This window comes from Pseudoalteromonas sp. SR43-2 (assembly GCF_014163885.1).
In the GTDB taxonomy this organism is placed as follows: Bacteria; Pseudomonadota; Gammaproteobacteria; order Enterobacterales; family Alteromonadaceae; genus Pseudoalteromonas; species Pseudoalteromonas distincta.
Genome location: NZ_JACJED010000014.1, coordinates 63,954 through 81,540, shown reverse-complemented (window position 1 = coordinate 81,540; position 17,587 = coordinate 63,954). Strand labels below are relative to the sequence as shown.

General features: G+C 37.9%; 12 protein-coding genes. 5 read left to right on the top strand and 7 right to left on the bottom strand.

All coding sequences use genetic code 11. From position 1 onward, the window contains the following. Positions 1–252: 252 nt before the first annotated feature. From H5120_RS12855 to H5120_RS12830, 6 genes are all read right to left on the bottom strand, one after another. Entirely contained in the window at positions 253–573 is a 321-nt protein-coding gene (locus H5120_RS12855; protein ID WP_002962108.1) for a hypothetical protein, read from the bottom strand. 9 nt (positions 574–582) lie between these two features. Beyond that, entirely contained in the window at positions 583–1,326 is a 744-nt protein-coding gene (locus H5120_RS12850) for a nuclear transport factor 2 family protein (protein WP_182674794.1), read from the bottom strand. Between the two features lie 250 nt (positions 1,327–1,576). Next, positions 1,577–2,320, bottom strand: a complete 744-nt coding sequence (locus H5120_RS12845) for a ferredoxin--NADP reductase (protein ID WP_182674792.1) — start codon at positions 2,318–2,320, stop codon at positions 1,577–1,579. Positions 2,321–2,827: 507 nt separating this feature from the next. Beyond that, positions 2,828–4,426: an ABC-F family ATPase gene (locus tag H5120_RS12840; protein ID WP_076914907.1), complete on the bottom strand. Its 1,599-nt coding sequence runs from the start codon at positions 4,424–4,426 to the stop codon at positions 2,828–2,830. Between the two features lie 291 nt (positions 4,427–4,717). After that, positions 4,718–5,458, bottom strand: coding sequence for an ABC transporter substrate-binding protein (locus H5120_RS12835; RefSeq protein WP_182674790.1), 741 nt, complete (start codon positions 5,456–5,458; stop codon positions 4,718–4,720). A gap of 7 nt (positions 5,459–5,465) precedes the next feature. Then, entirely contained in the window at positions 5,466–6,206 is a 741-nt protein-coding gene (locus tag H5120_RS12830) for an ABC transporter substrate-binding protein (protein ID WP_182674788.1), read from the bottom strand. 340 nt (positions 6,207–6,546) lie between these two features. Between H5120_RS12830 and H5120_RS12825 the strand changes: the two genes are divergently transcribed. The 5 genes from H5120_RS12825 to H5120_RS12805 all read left to right on the top strand — a co-directional run bounded on the left by H5120_RS12825 (position 6,547) and on the right by H5120_RS12805 (position 13,521). Next, positions 6,547–7,143, top strand: coding sequence for a bifunctional 2-polyprenyl-6-hydroxyphenol methylase/3-demethylubiquinol 3-O-methyltransferase UbiG (locus H5120_RS12825; RefSeq protein ID WP_182674786.1), 597 nt, complete (start codon positions 6,547–6,549; stop codon positions 7,141–7,143). Further along, complete coding sequence (locus H5120_RS12820) at positions 7,140–8,240, top strand: HNH endonuclease (RefSeq protein WP_182674784.1); 1,101 nt, start codon at positions 7,140–7,142, stop codon at positions 8,238–8,240. Before H5120_RS12825 ends, H5120_RS12820 begins: the two co-directional genes overlap by 4 nt. A 1,058-nt stretch (positions 8,241–9,298) precedes the next feature. Beyond that, positions 9,299–10,558: an ABC-three component system protein gene (locus tag H5120_RS12815; protein ID WP_182674782.1), complete on the top strand. Its 1,260-nt coding sequence runs from the start codon at positions 9,299–9,301 to the stop codon at positions 10,556–10,558. Beyond that, positions 10,551–11,225 carry an ABC-three component system middle component 1 gene (locus H5120_RS12810; protein ID WP_182674780.1) on the top strand — a complete coding sequence of 225 codons (675 nt, stop codon included), beginning with the start codon at positions 10,551–10,553 and terminating at the stop codon, positions 11,223–11,225. Before H5120_RS12815 ends, H5120_RS12810 begins: the two co-directional genes overlap by 8 nt. Beyond that, positions 11,203–13,521: an AAA family ATPase gene (locus H5120_RS12805; protein WP_182674779.1), complete on the top strand. Its 2,319-nt coding sequence runs from the start codon at positions 11,203–11,205 to the stop codon at positions 13,519–13,521. The genes H5120_RS12810 and H5120_RS12805 overlap by 23 nt, the downstream gene beginning before the upstream one ends. Before the next feature lie 84 nt (positions 13,522–13,605). Here the strand turns inward: H5120_RS12805 and H5120_RS12800 are convergent, their stop codons facing one another. Next, complete coding sequence (locus H5120_RS12800; RefSeq protein ID WP_182674777.1) at positions 13,606–16,758, bottom strand: DUF3427 domain-containing protein; 3,153 nt, start codon at positions 16,756–16,758, stop codon at positions 13,606–13,608. Positions 16,759–17,587 lie beyond the last annotated feature (829 nt).

Sequence of the window (17,587 nt, the reverse complement as noted above, 5' to 3'; positions counted from 1 at the left end):
AGACGTGCAGCTTGCTGGCGTTTAAAAGCAACGCTTTTACAAAATTGTTAAGCTACATATGTATCAAACCCTATACACAAAACAAGGAGAAGCTACGCTTCTAACGTGAGCAAGCTCTACATCTACAAAACAACGTATTACGTCAAATTCGATACAATGCTTACCGTAGACGCGCAGCTTTTTAATAATAATTAAAATAAATAAAAATGTACGTTTGAGGGGAGGCAATACCTAAGCAACAGCAATTAAACGCTATCGCTTAAAGTATAAATCAATCGCTTTTGTGAGGAGCTCGTCGAGTTGTTCTTCAAATTCTTCAATATTAATATCAAAGTGCTTTAAGTAAGCCCGAGCTTGAGCAAGTGATAAATTGCGGCTGTTAACGCTGTATTGTCGCTCGTCTATGGTTTTATCGTAACGTGGTAAAAATACAAATTGGCCATAAAAGGGGGATTTAATATGCTTGTTTGCAAAACGACAAAAATCTTCAATATGCTCAGCACCCTTAGGTCCAAGGCAACCTGGCTCAATGCGATACATTAAGCGAATTTTTTTGTCGTCATTTATTTGCATTTAAAGCCTTTATCTAAAAAACAGTACGCGTACTATTTTCCCATCTTTAATTTGATAACTCGAAATAAGTTCTGAGCGTTTATCAACTACGTTTTCGTCAGTTGAACAGGTTTCTGAAAGTTCGTGATCAATCACTATATCACCGTGCACTATGCGCTTAATTGGTGATGAGTGAATACACTTTAACTTTTTAAACATTAGCCCGTAACGTTCTATTAGTTTTTCTTTACCTTTAAATAATAGCTCATTAGGGAAAATATAAAACTCAACATCTTCGGCATATACACGAAGAAACTCTTCAATGTTACGTGCGTTATATGCTTTAACTAACTGCTCTACCACAGCAAGTGATTCGCGCGATTGTTTAGCTTTAGTTTGCTGCTTAACTGTAAGTGCTTCTTTTGCTTGCGTTACTGCTTTTTCAGCTTCGGCTACAGCCACTGCTTTTTCTATTTTATTTTTAGGCTTTTCAGCAGGTTTAATTTGCTCGTTACCTAATACTTTTGAATCGTCTGGTTTAGTCGCATCAATTGTTGGCTTTTTAAGCTCTGGCGCTTTGTATTCAAGCGTATTTACTTTGTCGTCAGTGTCGGTTTGAGTTACTGATTGCTCATTTTCAACTTTTGGCTTTTCAACGCTTGCTTGAGCTTCAACTTGCGGCTCTTTTTGCTCAGGCTCGCTTTGCTCTGCAGCATAAGTAATTAGCGCAACGGTAGTGACTAATGAGGCTAAAATAATAGATAACGGTTTCATAACTTTCCTAAAATGAACACTAAATACGTGTAATACCAATTACATTAAATAGGCGATCTATTATAGCGTTAAAAAATAGCGCAATAACAACGCGAAAATTGTGACATATAGCTGTTCTATATGAATAATTTTTAACGCAGTTAGTGAGTTATTCAATGCGATAGAATGATCATATTTTTGATAAAATTAGTATAAGGGTGCAACATAGCAAATTTTAACGTTATCGGGTAGTTAATACCACCACTGAAGCCTACCAGTACTGCTCTACCGTAATGTTGCCGGGGTTTTTACGGCGGTTACGCGTAAAGTTTTTATCGAGAAGTAGCGCGGTTGTGTCTTTTACCATTTGTGGATTTCCGCAAATCATAAATTGCGCGTTACTAGGCTCAGGGTTTAATTTTACATATTCAAACAAGCGGTTGCTCTCAATTGCGTTAGTAATTCGCCCACTTAAGCCTTGTAATGGCTCCTCTCTACTTACAACAGGAATATAGTTGAGTTGTGCTGGGTACACTCTTAATAGCTCGTTAATAAGTGCCTGATAGCTTAAGTCGTTATTAAAACGTACGCCATGCACTAAATTTATAGTTTTGTATTTTTTCCATACATCGGGCTGTTGTAATATCGATAAAAAAGGCCCTATGGCAGTGCCAGTCCCTAACATCCAAAGCTGATCACTTTGTGGTATTTCATCAAGGGTAAAAAAGCCGGTTGCGTGTTGTTCTATTAATACGGTGTCGCCAGGTTTTAAGGTAGCTAAACGAGGAGAGAGCAAACCGTCAATTACGTTAATAAGATAAAATTCGAGATCGGGGTTTTCAGGGGCATTCACATATGAATAAGCCCGAGCAATACGTTTGTCGCCATCCATTATTGAAAGCTTTGTAAATTGACCAGCTTTAAACGGCTCTACGTTTGCATTAACGGTTAAGCTAAAGAGTGTTTTGCTCCACCACGTGACATTTTTTACTGTTGCTTCAACCCAATTAGACATAGTTACCTCTTGGTTTAGCTATTAAAGTTTTAAATAATTCACTCCATCAACATTAGCATTAAGTGACAAAGACTTACAGGAGAATATGACTAGATTTAAAGCAGTGAGGTATGCAGAATTTACCAATAAAATAATGTGAATAATTAGCTCTGCGATAAGAGCTATTAATTGCATAAGAGAAAGCGATGCTGCAGTAACTAAGAAAAATTAAGTCAAAAAACAGTGTTTTTTATTTTATCACTTACTTTAAAAGCGCTGCGTCTTATATCACCATTAGTGAACTATTTACTTGAAAAACTATTGCACTAGGAGAAGCCAAAGAGGAGTAAATGAGAAGAACCAAGCCAGAAACGAGTATTTTATCACTGACTCTAAAAGCGTAGCGTCTCTTAACCTCTTAGTGAATTATTTATTTAAGCCTTTATTAATTTATAGTTAAACTCAAATTCTACACATAAAAAAACGGCGCTAAATTTAGCACCGTTTTTATAAGTAATAAGAAAAAGTTTACGCTTTTTTCTCTTCACAACTTGCTAGGTATTCGTCAAACGTACCTTGGAAGTCGATTACTTTTTTATCTTTAATATCAATGATACGTGTAGCTAATGACGAAACAAACTCACGGTCATGGCTTACAAAAATAAGCGTACCTTGGAAATCTTTCAACGCGTTATTAAGCGCTTCAATGGCTTCCATATCCATGTGGTTAGTTGGTTCGTCCATAACAAGCACGTTAACGTCTTGCATCATTAACTTACCAAATAACAGGCGGTTTTTTTCACCACCAGAACAGTTACGCGCTTTTTTGTTTGAATCGTCAGCTGTAAACAACAAACGGCCTAACATGCCACGAACCATTAAATCGTTGTGCTTAGCTGTACGCCATTGCGACATCCAATCAAACAACGTTAAATCGTTATCAAAATCTTTAGTGCTGTCTTGCGGGCAATAACCAAAGCTCGCATTTTCAGACCATTTAATTTCGCCTTCATTACTTTTAAGCTCGTCTACTAAACAGCGTAAAAATGTAGTTTTACCCACACCATTTTCGCCAATTACAGCAAGCTTAGCGCCAGCTTCAAGTAAAAAGTCGCCGCCGCTAAATAACGTTTCGCCATCAAAACCATGGCCAAGCTTATTAACTTCAAGCGCCTGACGATACATTTTTTTACCTTCGTCAAACGAAAGCGATGGACTCATACGGCTTGAAGATTTAACTTCATCAAGCTTAATTTTATCCATTTTTTTAGCGCGCGAACTTGCTTGTTTAGCTTTTGAAGCGTTAGCACCAAAACGGTTAACAAAGTCTTGTAGCTCGTCAATTTCAGCGCTCTTTTTAGCGTTTTCAGCTAAAAGTTGCTCGCGTTGTAAGCCCGCAGCTTCTAAAAATTTCTCATAGTTACCAGGGTAAATACGCAGCTCACCGTAATCAATATCGGCCATGTGTGTACATACCGAGTTTAAAAAGTGACGGTCATGCGAAATAATAATCATCGTACATTTACGTTTGTTAAGCTCGTTAGCAAGCCACGTAATTGTATGAATATCCAAGTTATTGGTAGGCTCATCAAGTAGCAAAATGTCAGGGTTTGCAAATAACGCCTGTGCTAAAAGCACACGTAGTTTCCAACCTGGGGCAACGTTTGCCATTAAACCGTAATGAAATTCTTTATCGATACCTGCTTCAAGCAAAATTTCTTCAGCGCGGCTTTCAGCTGTGTAACCGTCCATTTCAGCAAATACACTTTCAAGATCGGCAACTTTCATACCGTCTTCTTCGCTCATTTCTGGTAACGAGTAAATACGTTCGCGTTCTTGCTTTACTTTCCAAAGCTCCACGTCGCCCATAATTACCGCGTCTACAACGCTGTATTGCTCAAAAGCAAACTGGTCTTGGCTTAGGTTACCTACTTTTAACCCTGGAGTAATAGACACATTACCCGCACTTGGAACAAGCGCACCGCTTAAAATTTTCATGAAAGTCGACTTGCCGCAGCCGTTAGCGCCAATTAAACCGTAACGGTTACCGTTACCAAATTTAGCTGAAATGTTTTCAAACAACGGCTCTGCGCCAAACTGCATCGTAATATTTGCGGTGGAGATCAAAAAAGGTAATCCTAGATTAGTACTGACAGGAGTACGCTGCAGCAAAACGCCACAAACAAGAACCAGACAATAGGGTAAATTAGCTGGCGAATTATACAGATCAGCCACAACGAATGAAAGATAAAAGGCAGCTAATTTATAACCAAGTAAAAATAACGGCAATTCTCGGTTTTAAGTTACTATTTTTAGTGTATGTAGTGTTGAATGTGCTTACAGCCACAATGTAAATAATTACTAATGCCAAGCAATACTAAAGAGGGTGCGCCAAATAGATAAGTTATTAGCTATGTTTTAATGCATAGGTTGGTAAATTGACTTTATAGCCGCCTCGTTTTTGGTAATTAACTGATTAACAGTCGCTACGTCATCAAGTGTTAGCGACTCCTTGCTTAGCATAAAATGCACATTGTTAACGTTAATCGGTGTAATAGTTTTTACCTGCGAAATTGAGGAGTGTTTTTTTACAAAGTACTGCGCAACCACGGAGTCTTCAATAACATAGTCGATTCGTTTTTTATCTAACATGCTAAATCGATTATTTGCTTGAGCAGTAAGCACGACCTGTTTTGAATATTTGGTTTTGAGTTGTTCAAGCTCATCACCAAAAAAGCTTCCTCGGTTAATACCTGCTGTAAAATCTTGACTAAAAAGATCAGCCAAGCTGCTTACATCAGCCGAATCTTTATGTTTATAAAGCAGCATTATTTCTTCGCGATAAGGCAAACTAAAGTGCGCATATTGAGCACGTTGTTCTGTATAACTTGCCGCGTAGGTTATATCTACTCGACCATTTTTAAGCTCAGCTTGAACACGCGAAAAACTCGGAAAATAAGTCCATTTAATACAAAATTTTGAATCTTTAAAAATAGCCCTAACAGCATCCACTTCTGTGCCTAAAAATGTATCATCTTGTTTTACAAGATAAGGCGGCCAATTAGTTTCGTTAGTGCCCATTACCAATGTTTTTGAACACGCAAGGGCATTAAAGTGAGTAAATAGCAGTGTAGTAAATGTTAAAAATAAAGTTTTCATTACACTCCTAGTATTTAAACAGCGCTTTAAGTGCTGTTTTGTTTTTGTTTATATGCTCATTAATTACTGCAAGCTCAGTAACCGACACCGTTTTTTTGCTAAACATTAAATAAATATCGTCTTTATTTACATGCTCAATGTTGGTTACTAATTTTATATTTGAGCCCTTTTGGCCAAAATAAGCACCCACTAACTCGTCTTCAATAGCAAAATCAATACGTTGTTTATTAAGTATTTCAAAGCGTTTACTGGTTGCACTGGTGTATTCAATCTGTTTTTTATGCGTTGTTTTATATTGCTCAAACTCCTCGCCGTAATAGCTTCCAAAGTTAGCGCCAACAATAAAGCCTTGTTTAAAAATGTCTTCGAGGTTTTTAACGCTATGCTGATTATTTTTGTTTTCGTATAAACGCATAACTTCAGTTCGGTAGTTATCACTAAAGTGCACATATTTAGCGCGTTTATCGGTATAACTTGCTGCCCATCCTAAATCAATACGGCCGTATTTAAGCTCAATAAAAGCCCGCTTAGAATTTGGTAGTAACTTAACTTCAAAACAAAAAGGGGAGTCAGCAAATATAATGTTAAGTGCATCAACCTCCGAGCCTTGCAGCTTACCGTTAATGCCCATTACATAAGGCGGCCAAAAAGCATCGTGCGATGCCACGCTAAAGGTTCTTTCACAAGCAAATACATTAAATGGAGCCGTAAACAGCAAACATAAAAATATGGTAATTAATTTATTCATTACGCCTCATAGTTATTATTTTGCTCATTATTACAACAGTATAAACTAGCTTTTGTATTTTAGCGGCGCGGGTTTGTATGAATATGTAAAAACCATCCGTAATTATGAGAACGCCTAGTATGCAGGTGTTTATAGAAGGGCGTTTGTATTGCATTTTAAATTTTATACTGCGTATGTATCACCTAACATAAGCACTTAATAATAACAGCGTATTAATTTAAAAATTTCTACTTATTAAGCCTATATTTAATGCGCCTGTTCCTGTAGATTAAACAAATAATGAATGCAGTATTAACAGTGTCTTAGCTGTTAAACGATTAGCCAAGGAGCGGTGAGTCTCGTGTCAAACACCACACTTACTTATTACAATCAAAACGCCAAAGCCTTTAGCGACTCAACACTTAACGTTGATATGTCGGCGCTTTATGCTGAGTTTTTACCGCACGTTGCACAACACGGGAGTATTTTAGATGCCGGTTGTGGCAGTGCGCGCGATGCCGCATTCTTTAAAGCGCAGGGTTTTACTGTAAGTGCGTTTGATGCAAGCCCAGAGTTGGCAGAGTTGGCAAGCAGTTACTTACAACAACCTGTAGCGGTTAAAACCTTTCAAGAGCTTGAGTGTATAAATCAATACGACGGTATTTGGTGCTGCGCTAGTTTATTACACGTTCCAAAAGTTGAGTTACCGCTGGTGTTTTTAAACCTACAACGTGCGCTTAAACCGAATGGCGTTTTGTATGTATCGTTTAAATATGGCGATACAGAGCGTGTGCATAATGGGCGTGAATTTACCGATTTAAATGAAAATGCTTTAACGCATTTACTTAGCCAAACGCAGTTAAAAGCTATTAAACAATGGCAAAGTGTTGACAAGCGCCCAGAGCGCGAAAGTGAAGTATGGCTAAATGCACTTATTAAAGTAGTGCACGTTTTATGATTGGATCAATGCAGCAACAGCTCGACTTTATTGCTTATATTCAGCGCTTATTAGTTGAAGGTGATTTTAGCGCTACTTATAAGTTTGCGCTTTTACATGCACTGGCTGATATTAGTATCGAAAAACATCACGCCGATCCGCAAGCACAGTTACAAATAAAATTTGATGAATTAGTCGATAAATTCATTACTTTATATTGGCACCAAGCATCGCCATTTGGCGCAATTGGTAATAATAGAGAGCAACTACTTTTACAAAATACCAACTCTAATAAACAAGCCAAGATTATAACTACGCTTCATGATGCAAAATTAAATAATATTAATTCTATTAGCCAGCTAAAAAAGAGCTACGGTTGGAAAAATATACGCAGTTCAACACTAAAAACCATTAAAGACGGCCCGCTGTGGCTATTACAAAAATTAAATGGCAAAGAAGAGTGTTTCTTATATCCCCATATTAAAGGCCAATCATACATCACCTTAAATGAAGGTATTGCAGGCTGCTTTAGGCGTTTTTACGACCTAGTTGTTTATTTAGCAAAAAATGCATGGCTGCAAAAAATTCAAAGTATTAAGCATAACCAAGCCTTAATTGGCCCGCAAAGCCAACTACATGATTTTTTATTCGGCTTTGATCGCAATGCACTGAGTAAGGCAAAGCCTGTGTTGATAGAGCTTCAGCACGGTAATTGTTTTTATTGCGAAAAACCACTGAACAGTAAAACCGAGGTTGATCACTTTATACCGTTTGCTCGCTACGCAAATGATTTAGGTCATAACTTTGTGGCAGCACATAGCACCTGTAATAACAGTAAAAGTGACTTCTTAGCTGCGCAACTTCACCGCGAACGCTGGCAAGAACAAAATTTAGTGATTAATAGCCAGCATTTAACAACTGAACTTAGTGATTACTTTAATTGTGATTCAGATAAGTCACTTGCAGTAAGTAATTGGGCGTATCAGGTTGCACAGGTTAACAGTGCAAAGTTATGGGTAGCGAAAGGCAGTTTTGAAAAAGCGGCTAGTTTTAAATATCAGCAACCAAATGCTGGGCTGGATTTAGTAGCGGAAGAAAAGCCAAGGTATGACGTGTAAGGCAGAATTTGCAGTTCGTGATGCAGGCGGGAGTTTATCTCGCGCTTTTGGGTTGTAGGCGCTGAGCTTGCTCGTGCGAAAAGCGAAGCTTTTAAACTTCGGTGTAATTAATATGTAGGTGCGATTTTATATCGCGCTCATAAATTGGTGTTTTGATGTGGGTTTAAAGGATTTAAAAACCTCTATTCGAGGTTATATCGCGTTGGCGATGGCAACCAAAGGGCGGCTGGCGCCGACCGCCCTTTGGAATCCCACGGCGCACCCGAGGATCACACTTTATCTTCAACTTACGTTAATGATGTGAACGTAACCAGCGTAGATAGGCCATCCATGGCCAAACTACGCTTTGTACAGCATCCATGCTGTAAATTACTCATCATTAACTCAGTTTCAGGTGTGATCACGGGGAATTGGTGTGTGTTGGTAGATTGGTGTTTATGAATGTAGGCGTGAGTTTATCTCGCGCTTTTGGGTTGTAGCCGCAAAGCTTGCTCGCGCGAAAAGCGAAGCTTTTAAACTTCGGTGTAATTAATGTGTAGGTGCGATTTTATATCGCGCTCATAAATTGGCGTATGAGTTTAGGGATTTTAAAACCTCTATTCGAAGTTATATCGCGTTGGCGATGGCAACCAAAGGGTAAATACCGCCGTCTACCTTATGGAATCCCACGGCGCACCCGAGGATCACACTGTGTCCTCAAGTTAAAAATTGATGTGAACGTAACTGCTTTGTATTCGCCATCTATGGCGAAGTCATGGCAACTTAAACGGCATAAAGGTGTTTCTGCTCTTGGAATTTGTCGGGAGCAAACCCCGTAATTATAGCCTTTTTTAAACACATAAGTATTTTCGGAGTGATAGCAGGGAATGGGTGTTTATTTCTTAATTACATGATTTCATTCAAATAATCTTTGATTAAAGCACGTAGGTATTATGAAGTAATATCCTAAAATCTTTATTGATATTAAATAAGAAATATTAGTCGCAGATACAATTATAATATTTTTAAAATTTAACAATTTAAAATTCTATTAATCTTAAGAGTAAAGGATGAATTAAGTGCAACCTCATGAGTTCTCATTCCCACATACAGCTAACCCAACTTGGAGTGGCTTTATATATCAAGGCCATGTTGCCCTTTACCACAGTATTTGCTGCCTAATTAATGAGTTAGAATTTGAACTTCAATTAGATAGTCTAGAAGATTTTTCTATTTATCAAAATGGCAAAGCTGGTTCTACACACCAAGTTAAAGCATTAGATAAGGATAAAAGAAACGATTATCTACCTGCATTAAGCAAGGCAGCTGCTACGCACATTGATTGTGATGAGCATACCAAACGCTATTTTCATGTGACTTCTAAGCTAGACGATTCTTCAGACTTTCAAGAAGATGATGGAAACGTAGTCGAATTTTACTCTTACGAGGGTAAAGATCAAAACCTAGCTTACTGTTATCTTCAAGATATTGAAAAAAAAGTAAAAGAGAAGATCTCTGACTACTTAAGTTTACGCAACCTAGCTGCAACAGAATTTTTGATAGATTTTAAGTTTAATCTTCTTCACAGTAAAATTGCGTCCCAAGTTGTGTATATACATGCTTGTAACCAAGACCTATCAATCTTGGCCGCTGAAGTAGCTTATAAGGAAAGAATCTATAGTAAAGAACTTCAGAGTTTACTCCATGAAGAAGTTGCGCACTCAGAAGACATTGATTATCAAAGAGCAATAGCAAAAAAGGCTTTATATTTTCATTTTTATGACTACATAAATAGCACAAGCTTTAAAGGCGTAGATAAAGATATAAAATTAAAGCTTGTTAAAGTTTTGAAGCAAATAAAGACTCTTGATAACCTTGATTTCTCACAGCTATGGAAGTCTCTTTGCTTAGGTTCATCAGAAAAAAGTATCAATAATGAGCGAGTTTATGATTACGTGGACATTATCGCAGAAATCAAAAAATACCCTGTATTAGCAAACGTAATACCCTATTACAAATGTCAGAAAATGGACAAGTACCTACCAACATCTATAAGGGCAAATAAACGAGTAAGAGAAATAAAGTTTTCAGAAGATCTTGTATCTCAACTTAAGGAGGATGAAAACCTAATTGATATCTTAGTTGAATATGAGTGGTTGATTGCAGATTGTGATAATCAATTTTCACCCGTTGAAAGGTTTTGTTCAGCAGGAGGAATTGAAAGAGAGAGCCTAGAAGAACAATTTTTAAGCACGAGAAATGATCGCAACAATGTTACTAAAGCTTTTGAAGCAAGAGTTATATCTTGTCAAGTTGCTGGAGAGAGATTAGATGATTAAAAAAATTATAGAAGAATTTGCTATCAACCATGGCTATAAAAGAGTAGATGGTACTGGTAACGATAATCAGCCGAGCTATTTAATTCAAGCTTATGGAGACAAAAAGAGATTCTTAGCTCTATACGAAAGTAAAGTTCTTACTTCACCTCAGGAGCTTAATAGTATTGTAAATAGTGAGGCTCCCGAGGCATTCAAATCGGATCCTGCTTTTGAAAAGAATACCGATTTAATTGTCCTACATAATTTGGAACATCGTGCTGATTTCAAAAAAATTGAAGCCAAGGTATTTAGTATTGAAGAAAACCCATATTATTTTAAAAAATATTTTTTATACTTCAGTGATGCAGAGCTTTCGTTATTAGAAGGCCATGATATCAATAGCTTACTTAATGTTGTAACTGATGAAAAAAGGTTTTCCGAATACAAAGAGAGCCCTTTAGAACCTACTTTGTATAGTGTCGCAGCACGAATCTTAATAAAAGTACCATTTATTAGAGTACCGATTAAAGAAGGTAATTTAAAACCAATACAAGTTTATCTAGATGAAGCATTAATAGAAGGAAATGTTCACGAATTATATGAAAAAATTATTCTACAACAGAATAATGATGCACAGCCAGATGAGATTATAAGGAGTTTAATCAGTGAAGAAATGGAAAATAGCTAAAATTAAAATTGAAAACTTTAAGCCGTTTAAAGAAGCATACTTTGATCTAAAAAGCTCTGCATTGATAACTTTAGATGGTCCAAATGGTTTCGGAAAAACTAGTATCTTTGACGCTGTTGAATTGCTATTCACTGGAAAAATTCAAAGGGTTATAGCACGCAATAATAGCATTATTGCAAAAGGTAAAAAGAAGACTCACTTCGAAGAAAATTTGTACTGGAATAAACAAAAACAGGGTAACCTTGTAATACGCACCGAATTAATAAGTGAAGATGGAAACGACACCCTGTACTTGGCAAGGGTAGCGTTAACTTCAGACTTAAGTTATGAAAAAAACAATGCTCCTGATAACTTTTCTATTTTTAAACTATATCAATTAGAAAATTTCGATTCAGATAATTTTAATAATCTAGTATCTGATTCATTGATAGAAGATTTTCTCGGAAGAAATTTCCTTAAGAATTTCAGTCTACTCAATTATTTAGAGCAAGGTGAGAATAGGTATCTACACTCTACAAACGCTAATGAAAGAAAGAAAGGTATAGAACACCTTATTAACACTGATAAATTATCAGAGCAGATCCAATTTTTCAAAAGTTTAGAGTCGCAAATCAATGAAGATTATGTCGGAAAAAAACATACCGATCGTTTAGGAGAGCTAAAAACAACATTAAATGATTTAAGCACTCAATTGGCCGATAGCTCTGATTCAAGTTCATACAAGCGATTAAGTAACTCAACAAAAATACCAAATTGGGATACTCAAGACCCAATAACTACCTCAGACCAAGCTGCATTCGATAAGCTAATTATTGACGTAGATAATGTTGCAAAAATACTTGCAAATAGAGACGAATTAATAATTAGGCAGAGCAATAACAAAATAGTTGATCTCTTAAATAAAAAGGAAGATATCAAGATAGCACTTACTGTAGGTTTTTTTGTAGATAAATATGAAGATTACGGCGTTGTAAATAAAAATTTAAATCAGGTCAATAAAAATATAGCGATATGTGAAACCGCGGCTGATAAAATATTAAAAAGAGAACTTGAGCAATTATCTGAAGATTTTAAAAGCGAAGAACTTGAGGAGTTAATAGGCGAAAGAGACAAAAAGAAACTTCTTTCTGATTCAGAGAGCCAAAAGCGATTAAAGCTTCTCCAAGCACAAAAAGACTTACTCGAACAATTTCACGAAAATTGTAGTAATGATGAACTAAATTGCCCTTTTTGTAATATTCCTTGGGAAAGTAAACGTACATTGGAAGAAGCTGCACAAAAAGTTATTGATGATGTAAAAGAAAATATCGACGTATTTGCAAAGGAGATAGAGGAAATTAATACCTCTATCAAGCTTTGTTTAGATACTATAAAAATAAAATTGAATACAGCGAAAGAATTATTGTTATTCGACTTTAATCTAGCTTTATACGAGCAGTTAAAAAGAGTTTCGGTTAAATTTGATAGTACCAGGTCAATTATTAAAGAACTTGCTGAATATCAATTGTTCCCACATAGCACTTTTGAAAGTAGTGAAGCCATCCAGAACTCTTTCCTACAAAAAGCAATAGATACGTTAGAGCAAGCTAAACAGCCTGAGTCAGATGTGATTCCGCCTAATTGGGCCTCGATTATATCCTCCACTTTCATTAATGAGTCTGATATAGATAAACTCAGCTTGGAAGATTTTGAAAATAAAAAGTCTTATTTATCAGATCAACTTAATCAGTTTAAACACGATGAATTACAGCAGACGAAACTCGAAGTCGAAAAACTGGAAAAGAAAATAGCTGCAGGTGAAAAGCTTAAAAAGAAAATTGTAACTAGTAGGAAAACAATAGAAGCAACTGTAGAGCAATATACAAAGAGAATGATTGGTGACATTGGGTTATTATTCCACATATATAGTGGGCGCCTCATCCAAAACTACCAACGAGGTCTAGGGCTGTTTTTAGCAAGTGGTGACGGTAAGGTATTAAAGTTTAGTACTGTGGAACATTCTGAGCATGATGCCATTCTCTCAATGAGTAGTGGTCAGATTGCGGCTTTAGGCATGGCTTTCTTTTTAACTTTAAATAAGGTCTATGCATCCAATTCATTTGTTTTAATTGATGATCCTGTTCAATCAATGGATGAAATTAATGTAGCATCTCTTTGCGATCTTTTTAGGGTAGAGTTTAATGACAGACAAATCCTCATATCAAATCATGAAGAATCAATTTCCAACTTTATTCGCTATAAATATAAACGCGCGGGCTTAACACAACTGCCTATTAACATGCTTGAAACAAATTAAAATGCAAAAATGAAAACCAAAGGCTTAAGTGGACATCATTCGCTTCATAACTCATAAAAGTAAAGTTAAATTTCAAACTGCCAGTTAACCAACCGCTAACTTCCCAGCCTCATGCCACATTTCACTTGGCATGGGGTTGGTTAACTCCCACGTTATATTCATCGGCTGGCTGCCGTTGTGGCTTTGGTATTTAACCTCGCCGTAGTTTACAAATCCCATGGTTCGGCCGTTCTCGTCTTTGCCTTGTTCGCGTACAAATAACAGGATGTTTTTGCCTGTTTGTTGGTGCTGAATATAGCTTAGCCCGCGGCCGTGTTCTGGGCGGGCGCTGTTTTGAGTTTGCCAATGGAACAGAGTAGGGCTGATTGCGTAGTCGTGATACAGCGTTGTGGGCGAGTAGGTTTTTTCACACTTATTAAGTGTTACAAATAACAGCTCTAGGTTTTGGTTTTTAAACTCTAAAACGCCTTCGCGGGCGGTCGATTTTTTATCAAACGAGTGCGCCCCAAAAGCTGCGAGTATTTGCTGGCGCGTGTAGCGGCTGTGTAATTTTATTGCATGATTAGGTAAACACGTTAAATCGCTTTCTTGTTGGTGAATACGGTTTATTAATAGCGTGATCACTTGAGCAAGCTCCTGCTGTAGCTCTTTATATTTAAGAGCTTGCAAGCTTTGCTCAAGCGTTTTAAACCCTAAGCTTGTGCCTGTGCTATCCCAAAAGTTGTAATGCGCCATAAGCGCGTACTGTTGGTTTTGCGGTGTTGGCATAAAGCTAAAGTTGTTATTACATAAATCACGTAAAAAGCATAAATAGCTAAGTGAAGTGCAGCCGAGTAATTGCGTGTTTATAGCGCGGTAATATGCGGCGTAAATATCGGCTTGCTCTGCGGGTATTTCATCGCCTTTTAACCAGTGCCAGCCGCCGAGCTTTTTATTTTTTGGTTTGTATATATCTTCAAGCGTGACTTGTGGGTTTATGCGTAAAAAACTACTTAGCGTTAGCGTGTCATTGGTATGTTGCGAATAGCTATTTATCAGCTGCTGTAAACGGCGTTTAGAGTTTATGGCTTGCTGAATATTTTTTAATATTGTTTGTTGTGTGCGCTTTTGTAGCTCAATACGGCAACCCAGCGGCAAATGTGGGAAGTTGTTTTCAATCTCGGTTTTTATTGGTTGGTTACTTTTACCAATTAGTGCGCGGAATTTACTGGCAAAATCATATTCTGAATTAGCATTGCCTACAAAGTCGAGTACGGTGCAGCATTGCTTTTGGCTATTGTCAGGTAAGCGCAAGCCACGGCCGAGTTGCTGTAAAAACAGTGTTAAGCTTTCAGTTGGCCTTAAAAATAACAGAGTATCAACTTCTGGAATATCGACACCTTCGTTAAAAATATCAACCACGCAAAGTATTTGTATTTCGCCTTGGCGTAGTGCTTGCTGTTTGGTCGCGCGCTCATTAGTGTTTTTGCTGGTGAGTACATCGGCGTTTATGCCTGCTAAGTTAAACTTAGACGCCATGAATTCAGCGTGTTTTTGGCTTACGCAAAACGCGAGTGCTTTAATAGCGTGTACGTTGGTTACGATATCAGCCAAGCTCGATATAATTTTGTTAGCTCGGCTGTTCTCTCCTGTATAAAGGTTACTTAGCTCGCTTATATCGTAACGGCCGCCTCGCCATGTTATTTGGCTTAGGTCGGTGTCGTCATCTAATCCAAAGTATTGAAACGGGCATAAATGGCGTTGATTGATTGCCTCTGGTAAGCGAATTTCGGCGGCTATTACACCGCAAAAGTCATCGAGTATATTTGCGCCATCTTGTCGCTCTGGTGTAGCGGTTAAGCCAAGTAATATTGTGGGTGTAAAGTAACTTAAAATAGCACGGTAACTTGCAGCGCTTACGTGATGTACTTCGTCTATTACTATGTAGTCGTAGTAATAGTGGGTTAAATTGAGCGATTCAATTTGGCTGTTCAGCGTTTGGATTGATGCAAATAATTGGTTGTAGCGTTGTGGCTTGTAGTTACCTACCCACAGCTCGCCAAAGTCGTTATTTTTAAGCACGCCACGGTAAGCGCTTTGCGCTTGTTTTAGTATTTCTTCACGGTGGGCTACAAACAAAAAGTGTGCGTTTGGGTTTTTATCGTAAACGCTTTTAAAATCGAACGCCGATATTATAGTTTTACCGGTGCCGGTTGCAGCAACTACTAAGTTTTTAAAACGATTATGTACGCTGCGCTCAGCACTTAGCTTTTCTAAAATAGTGAGCTGATGCGTTTTTGGTGTTATATCAAAATAAAACTGGCTGCTTGATTGCCCAACACCGCGTTGCTCGTTAAGTGAATTAATGAGCTTTTCTTTACACTCAACAGCGCCTGTAAATAGCTCGAAGTCTTTCGATTCCCAGTAGGTTTCAAAGGTACTTTTGGTTTTGGCTATGATGTGCGGGATTTCTTGCGCGGTAATTTTTAAGTTCCATTCTAGGCCGCTGGTAAGCGCTGAATGCGACAAATTAGACGAGCCAATATAACCGGTATGAAAACCCGTATTGCGCATAAATAAATAGGATTTTGCGTGAAGGCGCTCCTGCTGATTATTATAACTTAGCTTTACTTCGGTATTTGGTAGGTTTGCTAAAAACTCAACCGCTTTAGCATCCGTTGCGCCCATGTAAGAAGTAGTAATAACTTTGAGTTTATTGCCGCTTTTGGTAAAGGCTTCAAGCTCATTTTTAAATATGCGCAGCCCCGTCCATTTTATAAATGATACAAGCCAGTAAATAGTGTCGGACGATTTAATCTCGCGCTTTAGCTCGGTTTCGAGCGATATGCCCGCATTCGCACCGCTAAATAACTCACTTTGGGTAAGCCCTGTAAGTGGAAATATATCGCTTGAGTAATCTTTAAGATTCGCCGCAATAGGGTTTTGGGTATTAAACAGCGCGGTAAGTATTCGGCCTTGGCTGTCGATAAGGTTTTCGTTAATTAGCTCGTCATCACGAATATGATCTTTAAGCCAAAGTACAAGGTTGTTAGCAAGGCTAATCTGCTCCTGCAAACGCTCTTTAGAGTTGGGAATAGCATTTATGGCATGTTCAACAAGTTTACCCAAAAAGCGCGAAAGCCATGTTGCGGCTTCGGCCGATTCAAGCTGGCGCTCGCCCACATAAAACTGCTCACGATTTAAGTTTTGCTCAATTACTTTTGTAATTAACTGCTCGTAAATACCAATTTGCTGCATTGAAACCACTCCCTGTTTGCGAGTAGTTAGTTTACTTAAATGCGGTACAGCTACAAGTATTAATCGACTAAGTTACTAGTAATTAAGTATAAACGTGTGAGTTAAGTACTAGGAGAACGAGTAATTAAAGGACGATGCTAAGAAATTATCCCCTTCAACTTCACCTGAAAACAGATAATTAATGAGTAATTACCTCACATGGATGTGAGAAAAGCGATGCTTGCACATGGATGTGCTTTCATCGCGTTTACGTTCATATTAATTTTGTGTTTAAAGATAAGTGAAGTTGTGGGGCGCCGTGGGGTTCCAAGGGGCGGACGGCGGTATTCGCCCTTTGGTTGCCATCGCCAATGCGATATTTGTAAATTATTTTAAAAGCTACGCTTTTCGCGCGAGCAAGCTTCGCGCCTACTGCAAATTTTAAGGCTGTAGTTCAGATATTTCCCCCTTCGACTTCACCTGCAAACACATAATTAATGAGTAATTACCTCGCATAGCGGAATTTTGTTCCGGACAAATTCCAAGTACCTAAATCCCTTTAGGCAATGCGAGAAAAGCGATGCTTGCAAATGGGTAAAAAACGTAGTTTTGAACGAGAGGGTAGGGATACCCGAACTGGGCAGCGTACAGGGATGTGAAAGTTGTGCTTTCATCGCGTTTACGTTCATATTAATTTGGTGTTTAAAGATAAGTGAAGTTGCGGGGCGCCGTGGGCGACGAATGACCAAAGCGTAGCTTTGCAGCTTGAGGAAGTGGAAGCATGGATGCTGACAGGAACCCGGCTTCAGGGATGAATTATTAGCAGCAGAGCTTGTTTGAAGAAGACCGC

Excerpts from the sequence above, each read along its gene's own strand:
- H5120_RS12855 (WP_002962108.1), bottom strand. The coding sequence starts at position 573 with ATGCAAATAAATGACGACAAAAAAATTCGCTTAATGTATCGCATTGAG.
- H5120_RS12850 (WP_182674794.1), bottom strand. The coding sequence starts at position 1,326 with ATGAAACCGTTATCTATTATTTTAGCCTCATTAGTCACTACCGTTGCG.
- H5120_RS12845 (WP_182674792.1), bottom strand. The coding sequence starts at position 2,320 with ATGTCTAATTGGGTTGAAGCAACAGTAAAAAATGTCACGTGGTGGAGC.
- H5120_RS12835 (WP_182674790.1), bottom strand. The coding sequence starts at position 5,458 with ATGAAAACTTTATTTTTAACATTTACTACACTGCTATTTACTCACTTT.
- H5120_RS12830 (WP_182674788.1), bottom strand. The coding sequence starts at position 6,206 with ATGAATAAATTAATTACCATATTTTTATGTTTGCTGTTTACGGCTCCA.
- H5120_RS12820 (WP_182674784.1), top strand. The coding sequence starts at position 7,140 with ATGATTGGATCAATGCAGCAACAGCTCGACTTTATTGCTTATATTCAG.
- H5120_RS12810 (WP_182674780.1), top strand. The coding sequence starts at position 10,551 with ATGATTAAAAAAATTATAGAAGAATTTGCTATCAACCATGGCTATAAA.
- H5120_RS12800 (WP_182674777.1), bottom strand. The coding sequence starts at position 16,758 with ATGCAGCAAATTGGTATTTACGAGCAGTTAATTACAAAAGTAATTGAG.